A 25,240-nucleotide genomic window follows, 5' to 3' on the forward strand; every position below is an offset into this window, starting at 1 on the left:
AAATGCAATATGAAAAAAAGACTGGCAATGCTTGTACTGGCAGGTGCGATGGTAACGTCATCACTGACAGGATGCGGGCTGAAAGATAGTGCCACTGTGGCGACGGTAGCAGGAGATGAGATTCCGGCAGGACTTGCGAATTTCTATGCAAGAATGACACAGGCACAGTATGAGAGTATGTATTCCAGCTATCTGGGAGATAATATGTGGACGACGGAAGCATCCGAAGGCAAGACTTATGAGAAGCTTGTAAAGGATGAGGTGTTGAAGGATCTGGAGAATATGTATCTCTTGGAAGATCATATGGATGATTATAAGATCAGTCTTTCTGATGATGAGAAGAAAGCGATTAAAGATGCTGCCAAGGAATTCAGCAAGGATAACGACAAAGACGATAAGGAAAAGGTATCCGGAGATACTGAGTATGTAGAGCGTTATCTGACACTGGCTACGATCAAGCAGAAGATGACGGATGCCATCGAAGCAGAGGCAGATACGAACGTAACAGATGATGAGGCGAAGCAGAAAGCCATGCAGTATGTACTGTTCTCGGTTAACACGACAGATGCCAATGGTGTTTATCAGTCACTCAGCGATGAAGAAAAAGCCAATGTAAAGGCGAATGCAGAGGCATTTGCGGAAGGTGCGAAAGAGACAAGTGATTTTGAAGGCTTTGCACAGACACAGGGATATACGGTATCGGAAGCAAGCTTTGACGGAGAGGGATCTGCATCCGTACCAGAGGCACTTGCGAAGGCAGCAGATGCACTGGATGAAGGCGGCGTGACAGACTGCATCGAGACGGATAATGGCTATTATGTAGCAAAGGTTACCAGCCTGTTTGATCAGGAAGCGACCGAAGAAAAGAAACAGACGATCATTTCCCAGAGAAAACAGGACAAGTATGATGAAGTGATTAAGGGCTGGAGAAAGAAAGGCGACATCAGTGTGAAGAAGAGTGTGTGGAAGAAAGTAGATTTTAATGATCTGAAGGTTACTCTGCATACAGAAGACAGCGAGGAAAGCACGGATTCAGCCAACTAAAAGCTAATAAAGACATGACCTCTGAGTCGCTAATGCCAGATGGCAGACGGTTCGGAGGTCTTTTTAATAATATCAGGGGCATTATATTAAAGCGCTAAAACGTTAAAGGAGGAAATACATGCTTCAGATACAACATATCTGTAAAGAGTATCGGACGGGGAATCTGGTACAGAAGGCACTGGATGATGTAAGTCTGAATCTGCGGGATAATGAGTTCGTGGCAATCTTAGGTCCCAGCGGTTCCGGTAAGACGACGCTGTTGAATGTGATCGGTGGACTGGACCGGTACGACAGCGGTGACCTAATCATCAATGGAATATCCACGAAGAAATACAAGGACAGAGACTGGGATTCTTATCGGAATCATACCATCGGATTCGTATTCCAGAGTTATAATCTGATTCCGCATCAGACGGTATTTGCCAATGTGGAACTGGCGTTGACCATTTCGGGTATCGGTAAGAATGAGCGCAGAAAGCGTGCAGTGGATGCGTTGGAGAAGGTGGGACTTGGCAATCAGCTCCACAAGAGGCCGAGTCAGATGTCCGGTGGACAGATGCAGCGAGTGGCGATCGCGAGAGCGCTGGTTAATGACCCGGATATCCTTCTTGCAGATGAGCCGACCGGAGCACTGGACAGTGATACCAGCGTACAGGTGATGGATCTTTTAAGGGATGTGGCGAAGGACAAGTTAGTAGTCATGGTTACCCATAATCCGGAACTTGCAGAACAGTACGCTACCCGAATTGTGAACTTAAAAGATGGAAAGATCTGTTCCGATACGGATGAATATATGCTAAATGAACCGGCTATGAAAGAACCGGAGCATAAGAATATGGGCAAGTCATCCATGTCATTTCTGACAGCACTGTCCCTGAGTTTTCACAATCTGTGGACGAAAAAAGCGCGTACGTTGCTGACATCATTTGCAGGATCTATCGGTATTATCGGCATTGCACTGATCCTTGCACTGTCCAATGGTGTTAATGGCTATATTAAATCCGTGGAAGAGGATACATTATCTGAATACCCGTTGCAGATCCAGAGTACGGGATTTGACATATCATCTATGATGGTAGGAAATGCAGCGGCGGCATCGGATAAGGATAACAGTGGTAAGAAGTCGGATGGTAAAGTCAAGGTCATGGAGATGGTGACGAATATGTTTTCCCAGATGAATTCCAATGATCTGAAATCTCTGAAACAATATCTGGACAGTGACGAGTCCGGGATTGAAAAGTATACGACTGCAGTAGAGTATACGTATGGAGTGACACCGCAGATCTACAGACAGGATGCAGACAGTGTGCGTCAGGTGAATCCGGATCAGTCATTTGCGGCACTTGGACTTGGATCGACCGCGGGAACGAACAGTATGATGTCTTCGATGATGAGCACCAATGTGTTCTATGAGATGCCGGAGAATGCGAGGCTCTATAAGAATCAATATGAAGTGAAGGCAGGACGCTGGCCGGAGAATTATCATGAATGTGTGCTAGTGCTTACTTCCAACGGAAGTATCAGTGACTTTATGCTGTATACATTGGGACTCAGAGACCAGATGGAACTGGATGATATGATTCGGGAGTTTGCAAATGAGGAAGATATCCAGACACCGACAGATCTGGGAGAATATACCTATGATGATATTCTGGGTAAGAAGTTCAAACTGGTGAACAGCGCAGACTATTATGAATATGATAGTCAGTATAATGTCTGGAAGGATAAGACGGACAATGAAGAATACATGAAGAATCTGGTGAATCAGGGCGAGGATCTGGAGATTGTAGGAATTGTACAGCCGGGTGAGGATGCCAAGGCATCGGCACTGACACCGGGTATTAATTATCCGGCATCTCTGGTGCGTCATGTGGCAGAGAATGCAGCGGACAGTGAGATCGTAAAGACGCAGTTAGCTGATTCCGGTACGAATGTATTTACCGGAGAGACCTTTGGAGAAGACGGTGACAGTGGATTCGATATGAATTCTCTGTTTACCGTCGATGAATCAGCACTGCAGAAAGCATTTGGCATGGATGGAAGTTCATTGAATGGATTGAGTGATGCGTTGGCACTTCCGTCGTCTATGAATCTGCAGGATACATTTACACTGGATGGCGGTTCTATGAATCTGTCTGGCATGGTGGATCTCAGCCAGATTAATCTGGATGTATCGGATATGCCGGAGTTTAATCTTGGAGATATGCTGTCACATCTTGATATCACGATGAAGCCTGGCGGTATGGAGAAGATGATCCAGATTCTGAATGAAGGATACAGTGAATATGTGAAGGACCATCCGGAGGCGGATTACTATACGCTGGGTGAGCATTTTTCGGAGTATCTGACAACGGATGATGCGAAGAATATTATCCGCAAATATCTTGGATCCATCCTGCAGCAGAATGGGGATGTGGTGATCACAACAGCACAGATGCAAAATCTGATCACCCGTGTCATGACTGGGATGCAGAGCTATGTACAGGGAAAGGCAGAGACAAGTGCTGACTACTTTGGAGAATATCTGCAGGAGTATCTGCAGACCTCTGAAGCGAAGCAGATCATGACAAACTGGGCGAATGAGGTGTTCGGTGCAGCTACGTTTGATATATCGGATGCAGACCTTCAGGGAATGGCGAAGGAACTTGCACAGGGATATTCGGCATATGCGAATGCTTACGGTTATCCGGATCCGGCGCAGATGGGACAGCATTTTATGAAATACCTGCAGACGGAAGACGGACAGAAACGATTGATGCAGGGGATGTCAGAAGCCATCGATATGGACAGTCTGCAAAGCCAGCTTACAGCTGCTATGAATGATTATATGAAGCAGGTGATGGGTGCTTATACAGGTGCGTTGTCAGAAGCACTACAGACACAGATCACATCGGCAATGCAGCAGATTATGACTCAGCTTGCAGCCGGACTTCAGACCGGTATGCAACAGACGATGGCGCAGATCGGAAGTAATCTGCAGAACGCGTTAGGAGGTGCGATGCAGATTGATGCGGATGCATTTGCAGATGCATTCCAGTTCCATATGACGGAACAGGATCTGTCAGAGCTTATGATGTCCATGAGTAATACCCAGAGCGCGAACTACGACAGCAACTTAGAGAAGCTTGGCTATGTGGACTTTGATGAACCGGGACAGATTTCCATTTACCCGAAAGACTTTGATAATAAAGAAAAAGTGGTAAAACTTCTGGATGATTATAACCAGAGAATGGAAAAAGAAGGAAAGGATGAACAGGTGATTTCCTATACAGATGTGGTGGGAACACTCATGTCGTCTGTGACTGATATTGTAGATACGATCAGCTATGTGCTGATCGCATTTGTGGCGATTTCGCTGGTGGTTTCTTCCATTATGATCGGTGTCATTACGTACATCAGCGTGCTGGAGCGTAAGAAAGAGATCGGTATCCTCCGGGCGATTGGAGCATCTAAGAGGAATATCTCACAGGTATTTAATGCAGAGACCTTTATCATCGGTCTGTGTGCAGGACTGATCGGTATCGGCCTTTCGTTATTGTTTCTAATACCGGGCAATATGATCATTCACCATGTGGCAGATAATACCAGTGTCAATGCGGTGCTGCCTCCGGTGCCGGCTGTGATCCTGATCATCCTTAGTGTAGTGCTGACGCTGATCGGCGGACTGATTCCGTCGAAGAAAGCGGCGAAGAGTGATCCGGTAACAGCGCTTCGGACAGAGTAGGAAAATATAGTAGGATAATAAAAATCCGCCTGCGGGAATCCGGGCACATATCAGTGCGTAGATTCCCGTAAGCGGATTTGTTTATTACTGCATATGTTTCATCAGTAACTGATTGACCAGTTTGCCGTCGGCTTTGCCCTTTACCTTAGGCATCAGAGTCTTCATGATGCGGCCTTTGTCCTTGCCGGTAGGAGCATCAATGCCAAGCTCGGCAAGTGTTGCCTGAATGACAGCTTCGATCTCGTCTTCATCCATCATCTTAGGAGCATAGGCTTCCAGAACAGCCAGTCTCTTCTTGCATTCCTCAATAATGTCGGTGCGGTCAGCAGGAGTCAGTTCCAGAGTTTCTTTTGTCTGTTTGATCTCTTTCATGATAACCTGAGTCTCTTCTTCCGGAGTCAGGTCAGCACGTTTGTCAATGGCTTTATTTTTCAGTGCTGCAAGCAGAAGGGATAAGGTGTCTTTCTTTTCCTTTTCTCCGGCTTTCATTGCCTTGACCATATCGGCTCTTACTTCATCAATTTTACTCATGTGCTTGTCCTCCTTGTTTACAAATATGTTTATATATTAACAGATGTGCAGAAGGATTGCAATTGCGGAACCGACCATGTATGATAAAAGTAATTGAACGATGGGGAGGAAAATATGAGAAAAGCAGTATTATTTGATATGGATGGCGTGATCACGGATACGGAACGTTTTTATGTGGATGGCATGCTGGATTTGTTGAAGAGAAATGGGATTCATCTGGAGCCAACAGATCTGCAGGAGTTCTTTGGCAGTCCATTACTTCATAATTGTACGGTGTTGCAGGCGCGTTATCATCTGGCGAAGACACCGCAGGAGTGTATGGACGAAGTGGTTACCTACAGAGATCAGCAGATTCAGATAGGTGGTCTGCAGCCGATGGACGGCGTGCTGGAATTGATCCGTGAATTGCACGATGCGGATGTAAAAATGGCTGTGGCATCCAGTTCGACGATGGATAATATTGTTCATAATATGGAGACATTGGGGATTAAAGGATGTTTTAAGGCGTTGGTCAGCGGTGCGGAATGTGAACATGGGAAACCGGCGCCGGATGTGTATTTGAAAGCGGCAAAAGAGATAAGCATGAAACCAGAGGAGTGTGTGGTGATTGAGGACGCATATAATGGCGTAATCGCAGCAAAGACAGCGGGTATGTATTGTCACGCATATGTGCCACCGCAGGCATACCGACAGGATGTCAGTCTGGCAGATGATGTGATTACATCCTATCGGGATGTGACGGTGGAAGATATATTGGCGAATAATTAATAGATGAATATAATCAGCGCAGATTCTTACGGCATTTGCCGGTAGAATTACGTACGATCAGCTGGGGTTCATATTCCAGGCGGACAGTATAAGAAGGCTGTCTGCCGGAATGATCCTGGCTGTGTTTTTTATGGATAAGATCAACGGCTTCATGACCCTTTTGAACAGTGGCATGTTCAATCGTAGTCAGGGAGATCTGCTTCATGGAAGCGAGCGGAATATTGTCGAATCCGCAGACGGAATAATCGAATGGAATTTTATATCCCAGTTTTGTGATCGCATCCATAATACCCAATGCAGTCATATCATTATTACCGATAAATGCGGTGGAGGCAGTACCATTTTGCAGTGCTTCGATGGTTCGGTCATAGCCGTTCTGATATTCGGCCCGATCGCCCGGATATTTTGCGAATTCCTTTCTTGATGTAGAAAGAATTTCCAGATGATCTTCCGGGAGTCCGTGTTCTTCCAGACATTGTCTGATACCTGCCAGTCTGCGGATTCGGCCAACTTCCTGACCATGTACAGGAGTTGTGACATATGCGAAATGTGTATGACCAAGTGAAAGAAGATGCTCAGCAATCATCATGGCTGGCTTCTTGCTGTCCAATACGACGGCATCAAAATGATAGCTACCCGGTTTGTCACCTATGGAAATGACTGGAACTTTGCCCGCCAGTTCATTCAGTTTAGGAATCTGAGCCATCGGATAGAGAACGATGATACCGGCTAACTGGTTTCTTGCCAGCAGATCAAGATAGATATGTTCAATCCGGGCATCACGGAGCGTAGTCACAGTCAGAACAGTATATTTATGTTGATTCGCCTGTTCAATGATCGAATGGAGCAGCATGGAATAATATCCGCCGGACAGATTCGGACAGATGGCAATGATGGTATTTGCCAGCGCCTTGCTCTTGCGGCTGACATCAGGAACCTGTTCGGCATAGCCCATCTGTTCAGCCATAGCGCGGACTTTATCTACGGTATCCTGTGAAAATGATACCCGCGGCTTTTCGCTGAGGATCATGGACACGGTAGACTGGGAAACACCCAATGCTTCTGCAATATCTCTGGTCGTGACTTTCTTTCTTTTTCCCATAAATGTATGTACCTCCGGCCTATGATTAATCAAACAATTTTGATTAATAAACAGCTATTAATCAAAGTGACTTTTGATTATTAATATTATATGTTTGATTAATTATGGAGTCAAGAACAGTACTATAAATCAAAGGGAAAATGAATCTTGAGAAAAAGAGCAGTGAGAAAGCAGAGAAAAATGCTAATTAATCAAAACGAATGATTAGTAGTAAATATAAGAAAATGACGGAAAACTGCCGCCTGGAGCATTTGACAGAGAGAAAAAAACGTGATTTAATCACAGCGTAATAAGAACGGAACGAAATTGAAGAGGAGATTAAACATGAGCGTAATTACATTTGTATGTGCAGGACAGATGGCATCAGCACTGACATTCCCGGTATTTGAAAACGGACACGAGGTACGTCTGGTTGGCTCGCCGTTGGATCGCGAAATCATCAACGGACTGAGAAAAGACAATTATCATATCACATTAAAAAGAACACTTCATGATGGTATTAAGTATTATCAGATTGAGGAATTTGAAGAAGCACTGGAAGGCGCGGATTTGATCATTGGCGGTGTCAGCAGTTTTGGACTGGACTGGTTCTGCGATGAGATTCTGCCGGTGCTTCCGGAAGAAGTGCCGCTTCTTACTGTGACCAAAGGAATGGTAGACCGGGAAGACGGGACGATGGTACCTTATCCATACATTTTTGAAGAGCGTCAGCCGGAAGGAAAACATCTGAACTTTAATGCGATCGGAGGTCCTTGTACCAGCTATGAACTGGCAGATCATGATAACAGTCATGTGGCATTTTGCGGTAAAGATCCGAAGACATTAAAATATATCCGTTCATTGATGGCAACAGATTATTACCATATCAGTATTTCTACCGATGTGGTAGGGGTAGAGTGTGCGGTTGCGCTGAAGAATGCTTATGCTCTGGGAGTTACTCTGGCGGTAGGACTGGCTGAAAAGAAAGATGGTAAGATCGGTGCACAGCACTACAATTCACAGGCAGCTCTGTTTGGTCAGAGTATGAAAGAAATGGGTAAACTCCTGAATCTTGTCGGCGGAAAGCCGGAACATCTGGTACACGGTGTGGGAGACCTGTATGTGACGGTATTCGGCGGAAGAACAAGAATGATCGGAACTCTGCTTGGACGAGGACTGACTTTTGAGCAGGCAATGGAAGATTTGAAAGGTGTGACACTGGAATCTATCGTGATCGCTACCAGAACGGCAAGAGCAGTGAAGAAGCTTGCGGAGAGAGGTAAAGTAGATCTGAAGGAATATCCACTTCTGATGCATATCGATGCAATTCTCAATCAGGGCGCAGAAGTGGATATCCCGTGGGATGCATTTACATGGGATGATCTGGATTAGAATAATACAAAATCCTTATATTAATCAGAAGTGCGGCTGACTTTTGGGCCGGCCGCTTGTCAACGCTATGCTTCTATGATATTCTGGAGCCGTTCCTTTGTTCAAAGTTTATTGTTTTAGAGTTTTATGATGATGGAGTGAGCGAATGACAATGTGGGTAATCGCAACGTTTGTTGCATTTTTTGTGAAAGGTGTCTGTGGATTTGCGAACACACTGGTATTTACATCGATTCTTAGCTATGGGACAGCGAATGTAAATATATCACCGACGGAGCTTCTGATCGGATATCCGATGAATCTGCTGATGACATGGAATAATCGAAAGGAATTAAAGACAAAAGTCTGGCTGCCGTTATCTTTACTCGTATTGTTTGGCAGTATTCCGGGAGCTTTTATTTTGAAGAACGTAGATGCGGGCATTATAAAAGTATTTTTCGGGATTGTAGTGTCTGTGCTGGGAGTTCAGATGTTTCTGCAGGAATATCAGCATAAGACATCCAAACCATCAAAAATAACAATGCTGATCATGGGAATAGTTGGCGGAATGCTTTGTGGACTTTTTGGAGTTGGAGCCATGCTGGGTGTATGCGTGACGCGTATGACAGATACGATGACTGAATTCAAGGGCAATGTGAGTATGGTGTTTGCAGTGGAAAATACGATCCGCCTGATTACATATGCTGTGTTGGGACTTTTTACGATGTCGGCAATCCGCACGGCCATGATTCTGATCGTAATTGCACTGATCGGTATGTTTGCGGGTATGCAGTGCAGTAAATTCATGAAAGATACTACAGTTAAAAAGATAGTTATTATACTACTGATTTTATCGGGAATATCACTGATTATTCAAAATATATAATTTATACATAATCCTCCTGGATTTCCACATACTATCCATACATTACAATATGGAAAAATATGTAGAAAACAGGAGGATTAATTATATGAAAGCCACAGGAATTGTTCGCCGGATCGATGATCTGGGGCGGGTGGTGATACCGAAGGAGATACGAAGGACGCTCCGCATTCGAGAGGGCGATCCGTTAGAGATATTTACAGACCGGGAAGGGGAAGTGATCCTGAAGAAATATTCGCCGATCGGAGAGCTGGCGAATTTCGCCGGGCAGTATGCAGAGAGCATTGCACAGGCATTGGGGTGTCTTGTGTGTATCTGTGATACCGATCAGGTGATTACAGCATCGGGAAATGGCAGGAAGGAACTGCAGGATAAGTATATCAGCAGTGCATTGCGGAAGGTCATGGATGGAAGAAAGACGGTGCTTGCTTCCGAAGGAAGTCAGGACTATGTAAGGATTGTGGCAGAACAGGAGGCAGTGTATGCAGAAGAGGTGATTGCACCGATTATTTGCGTAGGGGACAGCATAGGAGCAGTGGTACTCCTGAATCAGGATAGTAAGAAAGAATTTGGAGAGCCGGAAAAGAAGGCTGCATTATGCGCGGCAGGATTTCTGGGGCGTCAGATGGAATAGATTATTTTGCGAATATATTTCCAAAGCCTGTCATAAGGATAAGTAGACTGGATGAATGACAGGAGGGGTACGATGAAAACAAACGGAGCAGTATCGGGAAAGATTGGCTGGTTGTTGAAATCACTGTTGGCGGCATATGCACTGACCGGGATTCTGCTGCTTGGCCTGGCGATGATTCTGTATAAATTAAATGTGGAAGAGAGTGTGGTGTCTGCCGGGATTATCGGAATCTATGTGACATCTACATTTTTCGGAGGATTGATTATTGGAAAGATGGCGAAGGTGAGGAGATTTTTCTGGGGACTGCTCCTGGGAGTTAGCTATTTCCTGTTACTTTTAATCATTACACTGGGTGTGTATCGGACACTCGATGGAGCGGTGGCAGGCTTTGCCAGTACATTTTTCCTGTGTGCCGGAGGAGGAATGTTTGGAGGTATGATATCCTAAGAAAAAGATTGCGAAACTCATGTCAAAATGTTATAATGACGTAAGTTAAGCAAAAGTAAGGAGGGATACGGTCATGAAACATGTAAAATCATTGAACAAACCCATGAACAGCAACCTGGAGAAAAAGGGATGCGGTGAGTGTCAGACATCTTGCCAGTCAGCATGTAAGACATCCTGCACAGTAGGAAATCAGACTTGCGAGCAGAGCAAATAGTTCTGAAATAATATGAATACTCGGGACAGCGGTCTTTTGGGTCGCTGTTTCTTGTTGTATAGGAATCTTTATTTCCCATGATGGAATAAATGAGATAAATAAAAAAGAAATATAATTATAATAGAAGGGGGTACGATATGATTCATCAGTACCGTAATAATGGATACAATATCGTGATGGATGTCTATAGTGGAGCAGTTCACGTGGTAGATGATGTCTGTTATGATGTGATCGCTGAGGTGAACCGGGCAGAGGAAGAACCGACAGCAGAAAGCCTGAAGACTCCAGAGGTGAAGGCAGGACTTCTTGCGAAGCTTGGTAGTCGCTATGAGGCGGCAGATATTGAAGATGCCCTGTCAGACGTGATTGAACTGACAGAAGGCAATCAGTTATTTATGAAAGATATATACGAAGGTATGGTTGAGGTTGTTAAGGAACGTAAGACCGTGGTAAAGGCATTGTGTATGCACATTGCCCACGACTGTAACCTGGCGTGCAGATACTGCTTTGCAGAGGAAGGCGAATATCATGGACGAAGAGCCATGATGAGTTATGAAGTAGGTAAGAAAGCGTTGGATTTTCTGATCGCTAATTCCGGCAGCAGACGGAATCTGGAAGTGGATTTCTTTGGCGGAGAGCCGTTGATGAACTGGCAGGTAGTTAAGGATCTGGTAGCATACGGAAGAGAACAGGAAAAGAAGTTCAACAAGCATTTCCGATTTACTGTTACGACCAATGGTGTTCTGCTGAATGACGAGATCCAGGACTTTATTAATAAGGAAATGGATAATGTAGTACTGTCACTGGACGGCAGAAAAGAGATCAATGACAAGATGCGTCCATTTCGTAACGGTAAGGGAAGCTATGATCTGATCGTGCCGAAGTTCCAGAAGCTTGCAGACAGCAGAAATCAGGAGCGTTATTACATAAGAGGTACATTTACCCGCAACAACCTGGATTTTTCCAATGATATCCTGCATTATGCTGACCTTGGATTCAAGCAGATGTCCATTGAGCCGGTGGTTGGAGAAGAGACAGATCCATATGCGATCCGTGAGGAAGATCTGCCACAGATCTTTGAAGAATACGACAAGCTGGCAAAGGTTATGATTGAACGTGAAAAAGAAGGAAAAGGTTTCAACTTCTTCCATTTTATGATAGACTTAGAAGGTGGACCTTGCATTTACAAACGTTTGTCCGGATGTGGTTCCGGTACGGAATATTTATCTGTAACTCCATGGGGAGATTTGTATCCATGTCATCAGTTTGTAGGACAGGATGAATTCCTGATGGGTAATGTGGACGAAGGTATTACGAAGCCTGAGATCGCAGATGAATTCAGAAGCTGTAGTGTATATTCCAAAGATAAATGCAGGAACTGTTTCGCTAAGTTTTATTGCAGCGGTGGCTGCATGGCTAACGCATATAATTTCCATGGCACGATCCATGATGCATATGACATTGGATGTGAGATGCAGCGGAAACGTGTGGAATGTGCGATCATGATGAAAGCTGCACTTGCGGAGCAATAAAGAGAAAGGAATATAAGACATGAACAAAAAGAAAGGCATTATCAGTCTCATTCTCACAGCTGTTCTAATCGGACTGCTGGGATTCACGACAATCGTAGGATTCGGCGATGCCCATATCGGAGCTTCTAAGAATATCAAACTTGGTCTGGATCTGGCAGGTGGTGTAAGTATCACTTATCAGGTTAAGAATGACAATCCTACGAGTGAAGAAATGAGCGATACGATCTACAAGCTGCAGAGGCGTGTAGAACAGTACAGTACCGAGGCATCTGTATATCAGGAGGGAGACGACCGAATCAATATCGAGATTCCGGGTGTAACAGATGCAAATAAGATTCTTGATGAGCTTGGCAAGCCGGGGTCTTTGGAATTCCAGGATCCGAATGGCGAGACAGTAATTACCGGATCTGATGTCAAGACAGCGACTGTTAAGACGGGTCAGGACGATCTGAATAACAAAGAGTATTCAGTAGAGTTAACATTGAACGATGACGGAACAAAGAAGTTTGCAGATGCTACAACGGAGTTTGTGGGTCAGCAGATTTCAATTATATATGATGGTGAGACTATTAGTGCACCTAGCGTAAAACAGGCTATTACCGGCGGACAGGCATATATCACCGGTAACTTTACATACGAAGAAGCGGAGAATCTTGCCTCTACGATCCGTATCGGAGGTTTGAAGCTGGAATTGGAAGAGCTTCGTTCTAACGTAGTAGGTGCTCAGCTTGGAGCGCAGGCAATCAGCACCAGTGTAAAGGCCGGTATCGCAGGACTGGTACTGGTATTTTTGCTGATGTGCTTCCTGTATCTTCTGCCTGGACTTGCATCCAGTCTGGCATTGGTTATTTATACAGGACTGGTACTGGTTATCCTGAATGCCTTTGATATTACACTGACCTTACCGGGTCTTGCAGGTATTATTCTTGGTATTGGTATGGCAGTAGACGCCAATGTTATCATCTTCGCCCGTGTGAAGGAAGAGATGAGCAAAGGCAGAAGCGTGCGCAATTCTTTGAAAGAAGGTTTCCACAAGGCAATGTCAGCCATTGTGGATGGTAATGTAACTACCCTGATCGCAGCAGCAGTACTGTGGCTGAAGGGCTCCGGTAGTGTTAAGGGATTTGCCCAGACACTGGCAATCGGTATCATCGTGTCTATGTTTACGGCACTGGTGATCACGCGTATGATCGTATATGCGTTCTATGCAGTCGGCATCCACAGTGAGAAGTTGTATTACAGACCGAAGAAAGAACGCAAGCCATTCGACTTCGTGGCAAAGAGAAAAGTATTCTATCCGATCGCGGCAGCAGTAATCATTGCAGGATTTGTTGTAATGGGAGTAGGTTCTGCATCAGGAAGAGGTGCATTTGCATACAGCCTTGAGTTTGAAGGCGGTACTTCTACAACGGTAGAATTCGACAAAGACTACAGCATTGACGAGTTGGACGAAAAGGTTGTTCCTGTAGTAGAAGAGATTACAGGAGATAAGAACGTACAGACACAGAAAGTTGCCGGAGGCAATCAGGTTATCATTAAGACCAAGACTCTGGATCTGGATACTCGTGAGAAGCTGAATCAGGCGATGGCTGATAACTTTGGCGTAGATGCTTCTACGATCACAGCTGAGAATATCAGTTCTACTACAAGTAAAGAGATGCGTCAGGATGCCGTTATTGCGGTTATCGTTGCTACTATCTGTATGCTGATCTACATCTGGTTACGATTTAAGGATATCCGTTTTGCCGGAAGTGCGGTACTGGCATTGATCCATGACGTACTGGTGGTTATCGCATTCTATGCGGTATCCAGAATTTCTGTGGGTAATACCTTTATCGCATGTATGTTGACAATCGTTGGTTACTCTATCAACGCAACCATCGTTATCTTCGACCGTATCCGTGAGCAGTTGAAGACAAAGACGAAGAATGCAGACCTGAAAGAGATCGTTAATGATAGTATTACACAGACACTTACCAGAAGTATCTATACATCACTGACAACCTTTATCATGGTATTCTGTCTGTTTATTATAGGTGTAAGTTCTATGAGAGAATTTGCATTACCACTGATGGTAGGTATTCTGGCAGGAGCATATTCTTCTGTATGTATCACCGGTACACTGTGGTATACATTGAAGGGCAAATCAAAGAAAAAGAAATAAAAGTAATTGTTAGAAGTGACGGTTACAGACAGCCATGCCGGTTCAGGCGTGGCTGTCTTTGTATAATGAAAGTATGAAATGGAGAATATTATGGAACGCTGGGTATTGCTCAGAAAAGGCGCAGACTATCAGGCAATCGGGAAAAAATTTCATATTGCGCCGAGAATCGCATGCCTGATCCGCAATCGGGAAGTGATCGGAGATGAAGCCATTGATCAGTATCTGAATGGCACGATTGCAGATCTGCATGATGGTATGCTGATGAAAGGTATGGATCAGGCGGTGGATATTCTGATGGAAAAGATTCGGGAAGGTGCAAGGATACGTGTGATCGGAGATTATGATATCGATGGCGTGAATGCAACCTATATTCTGCTGGAGGCACTGGAAGGACTGCGCGGAGAGGTAGATATGGATATTCCGGATCGGATTACGGATGGATATGGTCTGAACCGCAATCTCATTGACCGGGCATTTGACGATGGTATTGATACGATCATTACCTGCGATAATGGAATTGCGGCGGAATCAGAGATTGCATATGCAAAAGAAATGGGAATGACTGTGATCGTTACGGATCATCATGAAGTGCCGTATACAGATGAAGGAGAAGAGCGGATTTATCATTTACCGCCAGCAGATGCAGTGGTCGATCCAAAGCAGCCGGGATGTGAATATCCATTTAAAGGACTTTGTGGAGCCGCGGTAGCGTATAAATGCATGGAATGTCTGTATGAAGCCATGGGAGAGGACTCGACAGACCTGGATTATCTGCTGGAACCAGTTGGCATTGCAACCATTGGAGATGTGATGGATCTGACAGATGAGAACAGAATCTTTGTAAAACAGGCACTGGAAATGATGGGACACAGCTCTAATCCAGGACTTCGTGCACTGATGCAGTGTACGGGGGTACCGATAGATCAGGTGCGTGCATATCATGTCGGGTTTGTGCTTGGCCCATGTATCAATGCGGGAGGCAGACTGGATACGGCAAAACGTGCACTGGCACTTCTCAGAGCAAAAAATGAACGGGATGCCATGGTACTTGCCGGCGACTTGAAGGCATTGAATGACAGTAGAAAGGAACTGACCGAGTGGGCAGTAGAAGAAGCTGTCCATATAGTGGAGGAAAAAGGATATCTGGATGATCGTGTATTAGTGATTTATTTACCGGATTGTCATGAAAGCATTGCCGGAATTGTAGCAGGAAGGATCAGAGAGCGGTATTACCGTCCGGTATATGTGCTGACCGACAGCGAGGATGGCGTTAAAGGATCAGGCAGATCGATTGAAGCATATCATATGTTTGAAGAACTGATTAAGTGCAGTGATCTGCTGACAAAGTTTGGCGGACACAGACAGGCAGCAGGACTTTCAATGGAGCCGGGAAAGGTAGACGCATTTCGCAGAAGATTAAATGAGAACTGCACGCTCACAGAAAAAGATCTGCAAGAGAAGGTCTCAATAGATATGGAACTTCCATTTTCCAACATTACAGAACAGTTTATCGAAGAGCTGGAACTGTTAGAACCATTTGGAAAAGGCAATACCAAGCCGGTATTTGCAGTGCGGAATGCAGAACTCTTATCTGCCAGAATAATTGGCAAAGAGCGTAATATGCTGAAGTTTCAGATTCGGGATGACAGCCGTGTGACGATGGAAGCATTATACTTCGGAGATGCGTCTGTATTTATGGAAACAGTGACTGCCAGATATGGAAGAGACTGCGCAGAACGGCTGCTTGCAGGTAAATCATCCGGTATTCGGATGTCATTTACTTTTTATCCGGGCATTAATGAATACATGGGTAACCGAAATGTGCAAATTATCATTACCCATTATATGTAATTATAATTACCTATAAATAGGTATAATATGTAAAAGAGTTTGAAAACATTGTATCCAAATGCTATACTATAACATAGTATATTCGATACTGAAAGGAAGGAGGGCATTGATATGGCAGATGTGAAGAAACAGATGGAGCCGAGCAGCAGTATCAGACCGGAAGTTATTACAGAGAACCAGGCAATTGGTCTGGAAGTTGTAGATGGTCATGCAGTGAAAGCACCTGCAGATTATCAAGACCCTGAGGAATTATATCAGATTCTGATTAACAAAGTGAAAACGTATCATCCATCAGAAGATGTGTCCATGATAGAGAAAGCATATAAGATTGCAAAGGAAGCTCACAAAGGACAATTCCGTAAATCTGGGGAAGCATACATTATTCATCCTCTGTGGGTAGCCATTATACTGGCGAATCTGGAACTGGATAAGGAGACAATCGTAGCCGGAATACTCCATGATGTGGTAGAGGATACGGTTATGACAGATGAAGAGATACGGAAAGAATTTGGAGATGAGGTAGCACTTTTGGTAGATGGTGTTACCAAGCTGGGACAGTTGTCTTATTCTACAGATAAACTGGAAGTACAGGCAGAGAACCTGAGAAAGATGTTCCTGGCTATGGCAAAAGATATCCGTGTTGTCATTATTAAGTTGGCTGACCGCCTGCACAATATGCGGACACTGCAGTTTATGCGCCCGGAGAAGCAGAAAGAAAAAGCAAGAGAGACGATGGATATTTATGCACCAATCGCGCAGAGGCTTGGTATCTCCAGGATTAAGACGGAGTTAGACGATCTGTCTTTGAAATATCTGAAGCCAGAGGTGTTTTATGATCTGGTAGATCAGATCAATGCACGTAAGACAGAACGAGAAGAATTTATCCAACAGATTGTTGAGGAAGTATCCAATCATATTAAGAATGCGAATATTGATGCGGATGTTTACGGAAGGGTAAAGCATTTCTTCAGTATCTATAAGAAAATGGTGAATCAGGATAAAACAGTTGACCAGATTTATGACCTGTTTGCTGTACGTATTGTAGTAGATTCCGTCAAGGACTGTTATGCGGCGCTGGGTGTGATCCACGAGATGTATACACCGATTCCGGGCAGATTTAAGGATTATATCGCTATGCCAAAGGCGAATATGTACCAATCTCTGCATACGACACTGATGAGTTCTGCGGGACAGCCATTTGAGGTGCAGATCCGCACTCATGAGATGCATAAGACAGCAGAATATGGTATTGCAGCACATTGGAAATACAAAGAGTCCAATGATGGCAAGAAGAGTGTGGAAGTTCAGGAAGAAGAGAAGCTGAACTGGCTCAGACAGATCCTGGAGTGGCAGAGGGATATGTCTGATAACAAGGAGTTCCTTTCTATGCTGAAAGGAGACCTGGATCTGTTTAAAGAAGATGTATATTGCTTTACGCCAAACGGAGAAGTAAAGCGTCTGCCGAATGGTTCTACTCCGATTGATTTTGCCTATGCGATCCACAGCGCGGTAGGTAATAAGATGGTCGGTGCCAGAGTGAACGGTAAGCTTGTAACTATTGATTACAAGATTCAGAACGGAGACAGAATCGAGATCCTGACTTCGCAGAATTCCAAAGGACCAAGCCGTGACTGGTTGAACATCGTGGCGAGTTCACAGGCGAAGTCTAAGATCAATCAGTGGTTTAAAAAGCAGTTTAAAGAAGAGAATATTATACGCGGTAAGGAACTGATGGCAGTTTACTGCCGGTCTAAGAGTATTGAAATTACGAATATTACCAAGCCGAAGTATCAGGAGATTGTGCAGAGAAAATACGGATTCAAAGATTGGGAGTCTGTACTTGCGGCGGTTGGACATGGCGGCTTAAAAGAAGGTCAGGTAGTGAACCGACTTGTGGAGGAATACAGCAAGGAGCACAAGAAAGAGATTACCAATGAGGCTGTTCTTGAAAAGGTAGCAGAAGCGACCAAGAATAAGGTGCACATTGCGAAGTCTAAGAGTGGTATCGTGGTCAAAGGTATTGATGATGTGGCTGTTCGTTTCTCACGTTGCTGTAATCCGGTGCCGGGTGACGAGATCGTGGGATTTGTAACCCGCGGAAGAGGACTTTCTATTCACCGTACAGATTGCGTGAATGTATTAAATCTGACGGATGCTGAGAGAGCCCGTCTGATCAATGCAGAATGGGAAAGCACCGTTACCGGCAAAGAAGGCGGTCAGTATCTGACAGATATCAAGATGTACGCTGAGGACAGACAGGGACTTTTGATGGAGATGTCCCGTGTATTTACGGAAGAGAAGATAGATGTTAAGACCATGAATGTGCGTACAAGTAAGAAGAATACAGCCACGATTGAAGTTGGATTTATCGTACACGGCAGAGAGGAACTGGAGCGTGTAGTTAAGAAACTGCAACAGCTGTCAGGTGTGATCGATATTGAACGTACGGCTGGCTAATCCAGCGGGAGGATAATGTATGAATTTTGGGATTATTGGAACGAATTTTATTTCTGACTGGTTTGTAAATGCAGGAAGGCGTTGCGAAGGATTCTATGTGCAGGCAGTGTATTCCCGCACCATGGAGAAGGGAAGAACTTTCGCAGATAAACATGGAATTCCGGATTGCTATGATTCACTGGAAGCACTTGCATCAGCAGATAATGTGGATGCAGTGTATATTGCAAGCCCAACAGCCTGTCATGCTGCACAGAGTATCCAGATGCTGAATGCGGGGAAACATGTACTCTGTGAGAAACCGGTAGCGTCTAACGAGAAGGAGCTCCGGGCAATGCTTGCAGCAGCAAAGGAACATGGCGTGGTCTTTATGGAGGCAATGAAGCTGGTGATCAATCCGGCATTTGATGCTATTATGGAGAATTTGCCAAAGCTTGGTAAGATCCGAAGAGTAACATTTCAGATGTGCCAGTATTCCAGCAGATATGATAAGTTTAAGAATGGAATCATTGAAAATGCATTCCGTCCGGAATTATCCAACGGAAGCCTGATGGATATCGGTGTCTACTGTGTACATCCGATGGTAAAGATCCTTGGAAAACCAGACCGTGTGATGGCATCCTGTGTGAAACTGCATAACGGTGTGGATGGCATGGGGACGATTCTTGCATCCTATGATGAACAGGGAGCACAGGCAGAACTGATCTATTCTAAGATCACAGATTCGCCGGTTCCAAGCCAGATTCAGGGAGAAGATGGCACGATGTATATGGAAAGCCTGCCTATCCTAACGAAGGTATGGATCAGATACCGGGATAAGAGCAGGGAAGATATTTCATTTGAACTGAAAGATCCTGGTAATAATATGAATTATGAGATTGCAGAATTTATGCGCATTGCGGAAGCGAATGAATCCGCTGAAACACATAACCAATATTCGGTATGGGAGATGCAGGTTATGGATGAAGCGCGCCGTCAGATGGGAATTGTATTTCCGGCTGACAAAGTATAAGAGTGTATAGGTATAATATAGGCAGAGGGATAGAATATGACAGTAAAACAATTTCTGGCAGGTCCGATTGGGACAAACTGTTATTTATTGATCAATGAAAAAACAAAAGAAGCGGTTATCGTAGATCCGGCGTCCTGTCCGGATTATATGATGAATTATATCAAGACGGAAGAGATTAAATTGAAAGCAGTTCTGCTTACACATGCGCATTTTGACCATATTATGGGAATTGATGATGTTCTTAACAAATATGGTAAGATGCCGGTATATGTGCATGAGGCAGATAAGCCGATGCTGGAGGATCCACAGCAGAATATGACGATGTCCTGTGGCTTTCCTTATGCTTACAAAGGGGCACAGGCAGTGCAGGATGGTCAGGTGTTGTCACTGATCGGTTATGAATTCAAAGTTCTTCATACACCGGGACATACACCGGGAGGATGCTGTTATTATATTGCATCGGAGCATGTGCTGATCAGTGGAGATACGCTGTTCCAGCAGTCCATCGGAAGAACGGATTTCCCTGGCGGAAGCATGAGTGATCTTGTCCGTGCAGTGAAAGAGAAGCTGATGGTACTTCCGGAGGATACCGTGGTATATCCAGGACATATGGGAACGACCACAATCGCAGATGAAAAGAGAATGAATCCATTTTTGTAGTGAATGGATCATTTAGTATAGTAAGAAGAGAAAGAGCCGGGCATCTGATGTGATTTCAGATGCCTGTTCAAGTAAAGGAACTATTATGATAAAGATAGAAGCAAAAGAAGAACGGTATCTGTACAATGTGTATCATATGGTCAAAGCCTTTTATGCATCGGAAGAGATTGAACAGTGCTGCAAGAAGAATCAGAAGGAAGATCTGAAACTGACGGAGACAGACGGAACATCACAGATTTTTACAATAGATACAGACCATACCCATTGTGTGAACGATATCCGGCGAGAGCTTGACAGAAAGGTATATCAGTATCTGGCTCATCGAACAGGTAAAGAACTTGCGTGGGGAATGCTGACCGGAGTCCGACCTGCTAAGCTTGCTACAAAGGCGGTAGAGCAAGGTGTAGAGAAAACAGAGTTTATAAAGCAATTCCGGGAAGAATATCTGGTGTCAGCGGAAAAGGCAGGACTTGCATATGACATTGCAGTGCGGGAGCGGGATGTATTATCAGAACTCGATTATAAGGATGGCTACAGTCTGTATGTAGGCATTCCGTTCTGTCCAAGTGTGTGTAGTTACTGTTCGTTCAGTTCTGGACCGATAGATAAATGGCGAGATCAGATTCCGGCGTATCTGGATGCGCTTTGCAAAGAACTTACATATATCGGAAAAGTATCCTCAGAGAAGAAACTGAATACTATTTACATCGGAGGCGGTACACCTACCAGCCTGGATGCAGAGCAGCTGGATCAGATTCTGACCTGTATTGATCAGTCATTTTCCAGAGAGCATCTGCTGGAATATACGGTGGAAGCCGGAAGACCAGACAGTATTACGGAAAAGAAACTTCAGGTGATAAAACGGCATGGAGTTACACGTATTTCTATTAATCCACAGACTATGCAGCAGAAGACGTTGGATCGGATTGGAAGAAAGCACAGTGTGCAGGAAGTAAAAGACATTTACCGGATGGCGCGGAAACATGGATTTGACAATATCAATATGGATCTGATCGCCGGGCTCCCAGGAGAGGGTCTGGAAGATATGAAGGATACGCTTGCGCAGATCCAGGAGCTTGCACCGGACAGCCTGACCGTGCATTCACTTGCAATCAAGCGTGCGGCGCAGATGGGGCAGGAGAAGAGTACTCTTGGCTATGTGCGGGATCTGGAGGAACAGACGGAGCATCCGGAAAGAATGGCAGAGACATTATCAGCGATGATCGAATGTGCGCATGAGACGGCCTATGAGATGGAACTAGTGCCATATTATCTGTACCGGCAGAAGAATATTGCGGGTAATTTTGAAAATGTTGGTTATGCAAAGGTTGACAAAGCCGGAATATACAATATACTTATTATGGAAGAAAAACAGTCGATTATTGCGGCAGGTGCAGGTGCATCAACCAAGATCGTACTGCCAGTGCCTGTTCCTGTACCAGGTAGCAGGAATGGAAAAACCACGACATTGATTCGTGTGGAAAATGTAAAAAGCATTCGGGATTACATTGCCCGGATTGATGAAATGATAGAGCGAAAAGGAGAATGGTTATGGCATTAAAGAAGAAACCAGTCACCGGTATGAAGGACATGATGCCGGACGAGATGGAGATCCGTGATTACGTGATCCACCTGATCAAAGAGACTTATAAGACATATGGATTTACCTCGATGGAGACACCATGTGTAGAGCATATTGAGAACCTGTGCAGCAAGCAGGGGGGAGATAATGAGAAACTGATCTTTAAGATCCTGAAGCGTGGCGAGAAGCTGAAGCTTGAGACTGCAAAGGATGAGGCAGATCTGGTAGACGGAGGACTTCGTTATGATCTGACTGTACCGCTTGCAAGATACTATGCAAATCATGCTAACGATCTGCCGTCACCGTTCAAGGCATTGCAGATCGGTAATGTATGGCGTGCAGACCGTCCGCAGAGAGGACGTTTCCGTCAGTTCATGCAGTGTGATATTGACATTCTCGGTGAGGCATCGAACCTCGCAGAGATCGAGCTGATCCTTGCAACGACAGCAATGCTTGGTAAGCTTGATTTTACGAATTTTACAGTTAAGATCAATGACCGTAATATCCTGAAAGCCATGGCGGCTTACTGTGGATTTAAGGAAGAAGATTATGATGAAGTATTTATTATCTTGGATAAGATGGACAAGATCGGTAAAGATGGCGTAGCAGAAGAACTCTGTGAGATGGGTTATGACAGATCAGCGGTTGATCAGTATCTTGGATTGTTTGATGAGATCACACCGGATGTATCCGGTATCCGTTATCTGAAAGAGAAGCTTGGCGATTGCCTGAAAGATGAGACGGCAGACGGTATGGGACAGATTATTTCCAGCGTAGAAGCCGCAAAGGAATGTGACTTCAAGTTACAGTTTGATCCGACACTGGTGCGTGGACAGTCATACTACACAGGAACCATTTTCGAGGTGACGATGGATGACTTCGGCGGCTCTGTTGCCGGAGGCGGAAGATACGATAAGATGATCGGTAAATTTACCGGACAGGACACACCGGCATGTGGATTCTCTATCGGATTCGAGCGTATTGTCATGCTGCTTCTGGAAAATGGATATCAGATTCCGTCTAAGCGTGCAAAAAAAGCATATCTGCTGGAGAAGAAGATGCCGCAGGAAGGCATCCTGAAAGTGCTGAATCTTGCCAAAGCAGATCGTGCGGCAGGCAAGCAGGTGTTGATTGTGAATATGAAAAAGAATAAAAAGTTCCAGAAGGAACAGCTGGCAGCAGACGGTTACGAAGAAATCGTGGACTGCTACCGTGATTCCATAATGGAGCTGTAAGATTGATAGCTATACAATCAATATAGAAGTTAATATAGAAGAGAACAATCGAGGAGGATTATCATGGCTGAGTCAATGAAAGGACTTAAGAGAACGCACAGATGTGCGGAGCTGTCAGCAGCTAATATCGGCGAGACAGTTACAATTATGGGATGGGTGCAGAAGAACAGAAATAAAGGTGGACTGGTGTTTGTGGACGTGAGAGATCGTTCCGGTATCATCCAGATCGTGTGTGAGGAAGGAAAGACGGATGCCGCAGTAATCGAAAAGGCGACAAAGCTGCGTTCTGAATATGTAGTAGCTGTAGTTGGTACGGTTGCAAAACGTTCCGGTGCAGTGAATGAGAACCTGGCAACAGGAGAGATCGAAGTACTGCCGACAGAACTTCGGATTCTGGCAGAGGCTGAGACACCTCCGTTCCACATTGAAGAGAATTCTAAGACAAAAGAAGAAATCCGTCTGAAGTACCGTTATCTGGATCTGAGAAGACCGGATATGCAGAGAAACCTGATGATGAGAAGTAAAGTAGCGACCCTCACCCGTCAGTTCTTAGCAGAAGAAGGATTCCTTGAGATTGAAACTCCGGTACTGATTGGAAGTACACCGGAAGGAGCCAGAGATTATCTGGTGCCAAGCCGTATCCATCAGGGACATTTTTATGCGCTGCCACAGTCACCACAGCTGTTTAAACAGCTTCTGATGTGCTCAGGCTGTGACCGTTATTTCCAGCTTGCCAAATGTTTCCGCGACGAAGACCTTCGTGCGGACAGACAGCCGGAATTTACACAGATCGATATGGAGCTGTCTTTCGTAGATGTTGACGATGTAATTGAAGTCAATGAGAGACTGCTTGCCAAACTGTTCAAAGAAGTGCTTGGCGTAGAGGTATCTCTGCCAATTCAGCGTATGACATGGCAGGAAGCGATGGATCGCTTCGGTTCTGACAAGCCGGATATCCGTTTTGGTATGGAACTGAATGACGTTACAGACGTTGTACGTGACTGCGAGTTTGTCGTATTTAAGAATGCGATTGAAAATGGCGGAACTGTTCGCGGTATCAATGCCAAAGGACAGGGTGGTATGCCGAGAAAGAAAATCGATAAGCTGGTTGCATTTGCCAAAGATTATGGTGCAAAGGGATTGGCATACATTGCAATTCAGGAAGATGGTACAGTCAAGTCATCATTTGCCAAATTTATGACAGACGAGCAGATGAAAGCCCTGATTGATGCGATGGGAGGAGAAAACGGAGACCTGCTTCTCTTTGCGGCAGATAAGAATAAAGTCGTATGGGCAGTACTTGGCGCACTGCGTCTGGAACTGGCTGCACAGATGGATCTGTTAGATAAGAATGAATACAAATTCCTGTGGGTAACAGAGTTCCCACTGCTTGAGTGGAATGATGAGCAGAACCGTTTCACAGCAATGCATCATCCATTTACCATGCCGATGGAAGAAGACCTGCAGTACATCGACAGTGATCCGGGACGCGTTCGTGCGAAAGCATACGATATCGTGCTGAATGGTAACGAGATTGGCGGAGGAAGTGTGCGTATCTTCAATCCTGAGATCCAGAGCAAGATGTTCGAGGTACTTGGATTTACACCGGAACAGGCACAGGAACAGTTCGGATTCCTGCTGACAGCATTCAAGTACGGAGTACCGCCGCACGCAGGACTTGCGTATGGTCTGGATCGTCTGGTAATGCTGATGGCAAAAGAAGACAGCATCCGTGACGTGATCGCATTCCCGAAGGTAAAGGATGCATCCGACCTGATGACAGAAGCTCCGACAAGAGTTGCACAGGAGCAGTTGGATGAACTGGGGCTTGCAATTACCGCAGAGACAGAAGAATAAGAAAATCATGAGATACCCGTTTGGAGAAGATCTGAACGGGTATTTTTTGCAGGACGAGTAGGGGCAACATACTCGAATCTTTTATTGGTGTAAAGAAATTGTTAGTTGAATAAAGAAAATAAAAATGAGAGTAATCACTTTCTAAGGTATAATGGTTTCGACGAAAAAAACATATATCAAAGGAGGATTACTCTCATGG

Annotated in this window: 19 protein-coding genes; 17 read left to right on the forward strand and 2 right to left on the reverse strand. The window is 44.8% G+C overall.

The window, feature by feature from the left end; all coding sequences use genetic code 11:
• The first annotated feature begins 9 nt into the window (after positions 1-9).
• Positions 10-1,044 carry a peptidylprolyl isomerase gene (locus OCV65_RS08380; protein ID WP_262581682.1) on the forward strand — a complete coding sequence of 345 codons (1,035 nt, stop codon included), beginning with the start codon at positions 10-12 and terminating at the stop codon, positions 1,042-1,044.
• Between the two features lie 118 nt (positions 1,045-1,162).
• Entirely contained in the window at positions 1,163-4,768 is a 3,606-nt protein-coding gene (locus tag OCV65_RS08385) for an ABC transporter ATP-binding protein/permease (protein ID WP_262581683.1), read from the forward strand.
• Positions 4,769-4,852: 84 nt separating this feature from the next.
• Here the strand turns inward: OCV65_RS08385 and OCV65_RS08390 are convergent, their stop codons facing one another.
• Positions 4,853-5,299: a GatB/YqeY domain-containing protein gene (locus tag OCV65_RS08390; protein ID WP_118383316.1), complete on the reverse strand. Its 447-nt coding sequence runs from the start codon at positions 5,297-5,299 to the stop codon at positions 4,853-4,855.
• Between the two features lie 114 nt (positions 5,300-5,413).
• On the opposite strand from OCV65_RS08390, the gene OCV65_RS08395 reads away from it, so the two are divergent.
• On the forward strand, positions 5,414-6,067 hold the full coding sequence (locus tag OCV65_RS08395) for an HAD family hydrolase (RefSeq protein ID WP_118383317.1): 654 nt from the start codon (positions 5,414-5,416) through the stop codon (positions 6,065-6,067).
• Between the two features lie 13 nt (positions 6,068-6,080).
• Here OCV65_RS08395 and OCV65_RS08400 read toward each other — a convergent pair whose 3' ends face one another.
• A complete protein-coding gene (locus OCV65_RS08400; RefSeq protein ID WP_262581684.1) occupies positions 6,081-7,169 on the reverse strand; it encodes a LacI family DNA-binding transcriptional regulator in 1,089 nt (362 codons plus the stop codon).
• 324 nt (positions 7,170-7,493) lie between these two features.
• Here OCV65_RS08400 and OCV65_RS08405 point away from each other — a divergent pair, with 324 nt between their 5' ends.
• The 14 genes from OCV65_RS08405 (at position 7,494) to aspS (ending at position 25,041) form a co-directional block, all read left to right on the forward strand.
• Positions 7,494-8,540, forward strand: coding sequence for a glycerol-3-phosphate dehydrogenase (locus OCV65_RS08405; RefSeq protein WP_262581685.1), 1,047 nt, complete (start codon positions 7,494-7,496; stop codon positions 8,538-8,540).
• A 145-nt stretch (positions 8,541-8,685) separates the two neighbouring features.
• On the forward strand, positions 8,686-9,402 hold the full coding sequence (locus OCV65_RS08410) for a sulfite exporter TauE/SafE family protein (protein ID WP_262581686.1): 717 nt from the start codon (positions 8,686-8,688) through the stop codon (positions 9,400-9,402).
• 85 nt (positions 9,403-9,487) lie between these two features.
• Positions 9,488-10,033, forward strand: coding sequence for a stage V sporulation protein T (gene spoVT, locus OCV65_RS08415; protein ID WP_317258810.1), 546 nt, complete (start codon positions 9,488-9,490; stop codon positions 10,031-10,033).
• Between the two features lie 72 nt (positions 10,034-10,105).
• Positions 10,106-10,480, forward strand: a complete 375-nt coding sequence (locus OCV65_RS08420) for a TIGR04086 family membrane protein (protein ID WP_262581688.1) — start codon at positions 10,106-10,108, stop codon at positions 10,478-10,480.
• A gap of 73 nt (positions 10,481-10,553) precedes the next feature.
• Complete coding sequence (scfA, locus tag OCV65_RS08425) at positions 10,554-10,694, forward strand: six-cysteine ranthipeptide SCIFF (RefSeq protein WP_118383321.1); 141 nt, start codon at positions 10,554-10,556, stop codon at positions 10,692-10,694.
• A 137-nt stretch (positions 10,695-10,831) separates the two neighbouring features.
• Positions 10,832-12,226, forward strand: a complete 1,395-nt coding sequence (gene scfB / locus OCV65_RS08430; RefSeq protein ID WP_262581689.1) for a thioether cross-link-forming SCIFF peptide maturase — start codon at positions 10,832-10,834, stop codon at positions 12,224-12,226.
• A gap of 19 nt (positions 12,227-12,245) precedes the next feature.
• A complete protein-coding gene (secD, locus tag OCV65_RS08435) occupies positions 12,246-14,390 on the forward strand; it encodes a protein translocase subunit SecD (RefSeq protein ID WP_262581690.1) in 2,145 nt (714 codons plus the stop codon).
• Positions 14,391-14,480: 90 nt separating this feature from the next.
• Positions 14,481-16,241: a single-stranded-DNA-specific exonuclease RecJ gene (gene recJ, locus OCV65_RS08440; protein ID WP_262581691.1), complete on the forward strand. Its 1,761-nt coding sequence runs from the start codon at positions 14,481-14,483 to the stop codon at positions 16,239-16,241.
• Between the two features lie 132 nt (positions 16,242-16,373).
• The gene (locus OCV65_RS08445; RefSeq protein WP_262581698.1) at positions 16,374-18,698 is read left to right on the forward strand and encodes a RelA/SpoT family protein; all 2,325 of its coding nucleotides are present in this window, start codon (positions 16,374-16,376) and stop codon (positions 18,696-18,698) included.
• Positions 18,699-18,717: 19 nt separating this feature from the next.
• Complete coding sequence (locus OCV65_RS08450) at positions 18,718-19,707, forward strand: Gfo/Idh/MocA family protein (RefSeq protein WP_262581692.1); 990 nt, start codon at positions 18,718-18,720, stop codon at positions 19,705-19,707.
• 36 nt (positions 19,708-19,743) lie between these two features.
• Positions 19,744-20,367: an MBL fold metallo-hydrolase gene (locus OCV65_RS08455; protein ID WP_262581693.1), complete on the forward strand. Its 624-nt coding sequence runs from the start codon at positions 19,744-19,746 to the stop codon at positions 20,365-20,367.
• An 85-nt stretch (positions 20,368-20,452) separates the two neighbouring features.
• Complete coding sequence (gene hemZ, locus OCV65_RS08460; RefSeq protein ID WP_262581694.1) at positions 20,453-21,928, forward strand: coproporphyrinogen dehydrogenase HemZ; 1,476 nt, start codon at positions 20,453-20,455, stop codon at positions 21,926-21,928.
• Positions 21,913-23,184, forward strand: a complete 1,272-nt coding sequence (gene hisS / locus OCV65_RS08465) for a histidine--tRNA ligase (RefSeq protein ID WP_118383324.1) — start codon at positions 21,913-21,915, stop codon at positions 23,182-23,184. Before hemZ ends, hisS begins: the two co-directional genes overlap by 16 nt.
• A 63-nt stretch (positions 23,185-23,247) precedes the next feature.
• Complete coding sequence (gene aspS / locus OCV65_RS08470) at positions 23,248-25,041, forward strand: aspartate--tRNA ligase (protein WP_118383325.1); 1,794 nt, start codon at positions 23,248-23,250, stop codon at positions 25,039-25,041.
• Positions 25,042-25,240 lie beyond the last annotated feature (199 nt).

Source organism: Dorea ammoniilytica (genome assembly GCF_025567415.1).
Lineage (GTDB): Bacteria > Bacillota > Clostridia > Lachnospirales > Lachnospiraceae > Claveliimonas > Claveliimonas ammoniilytica.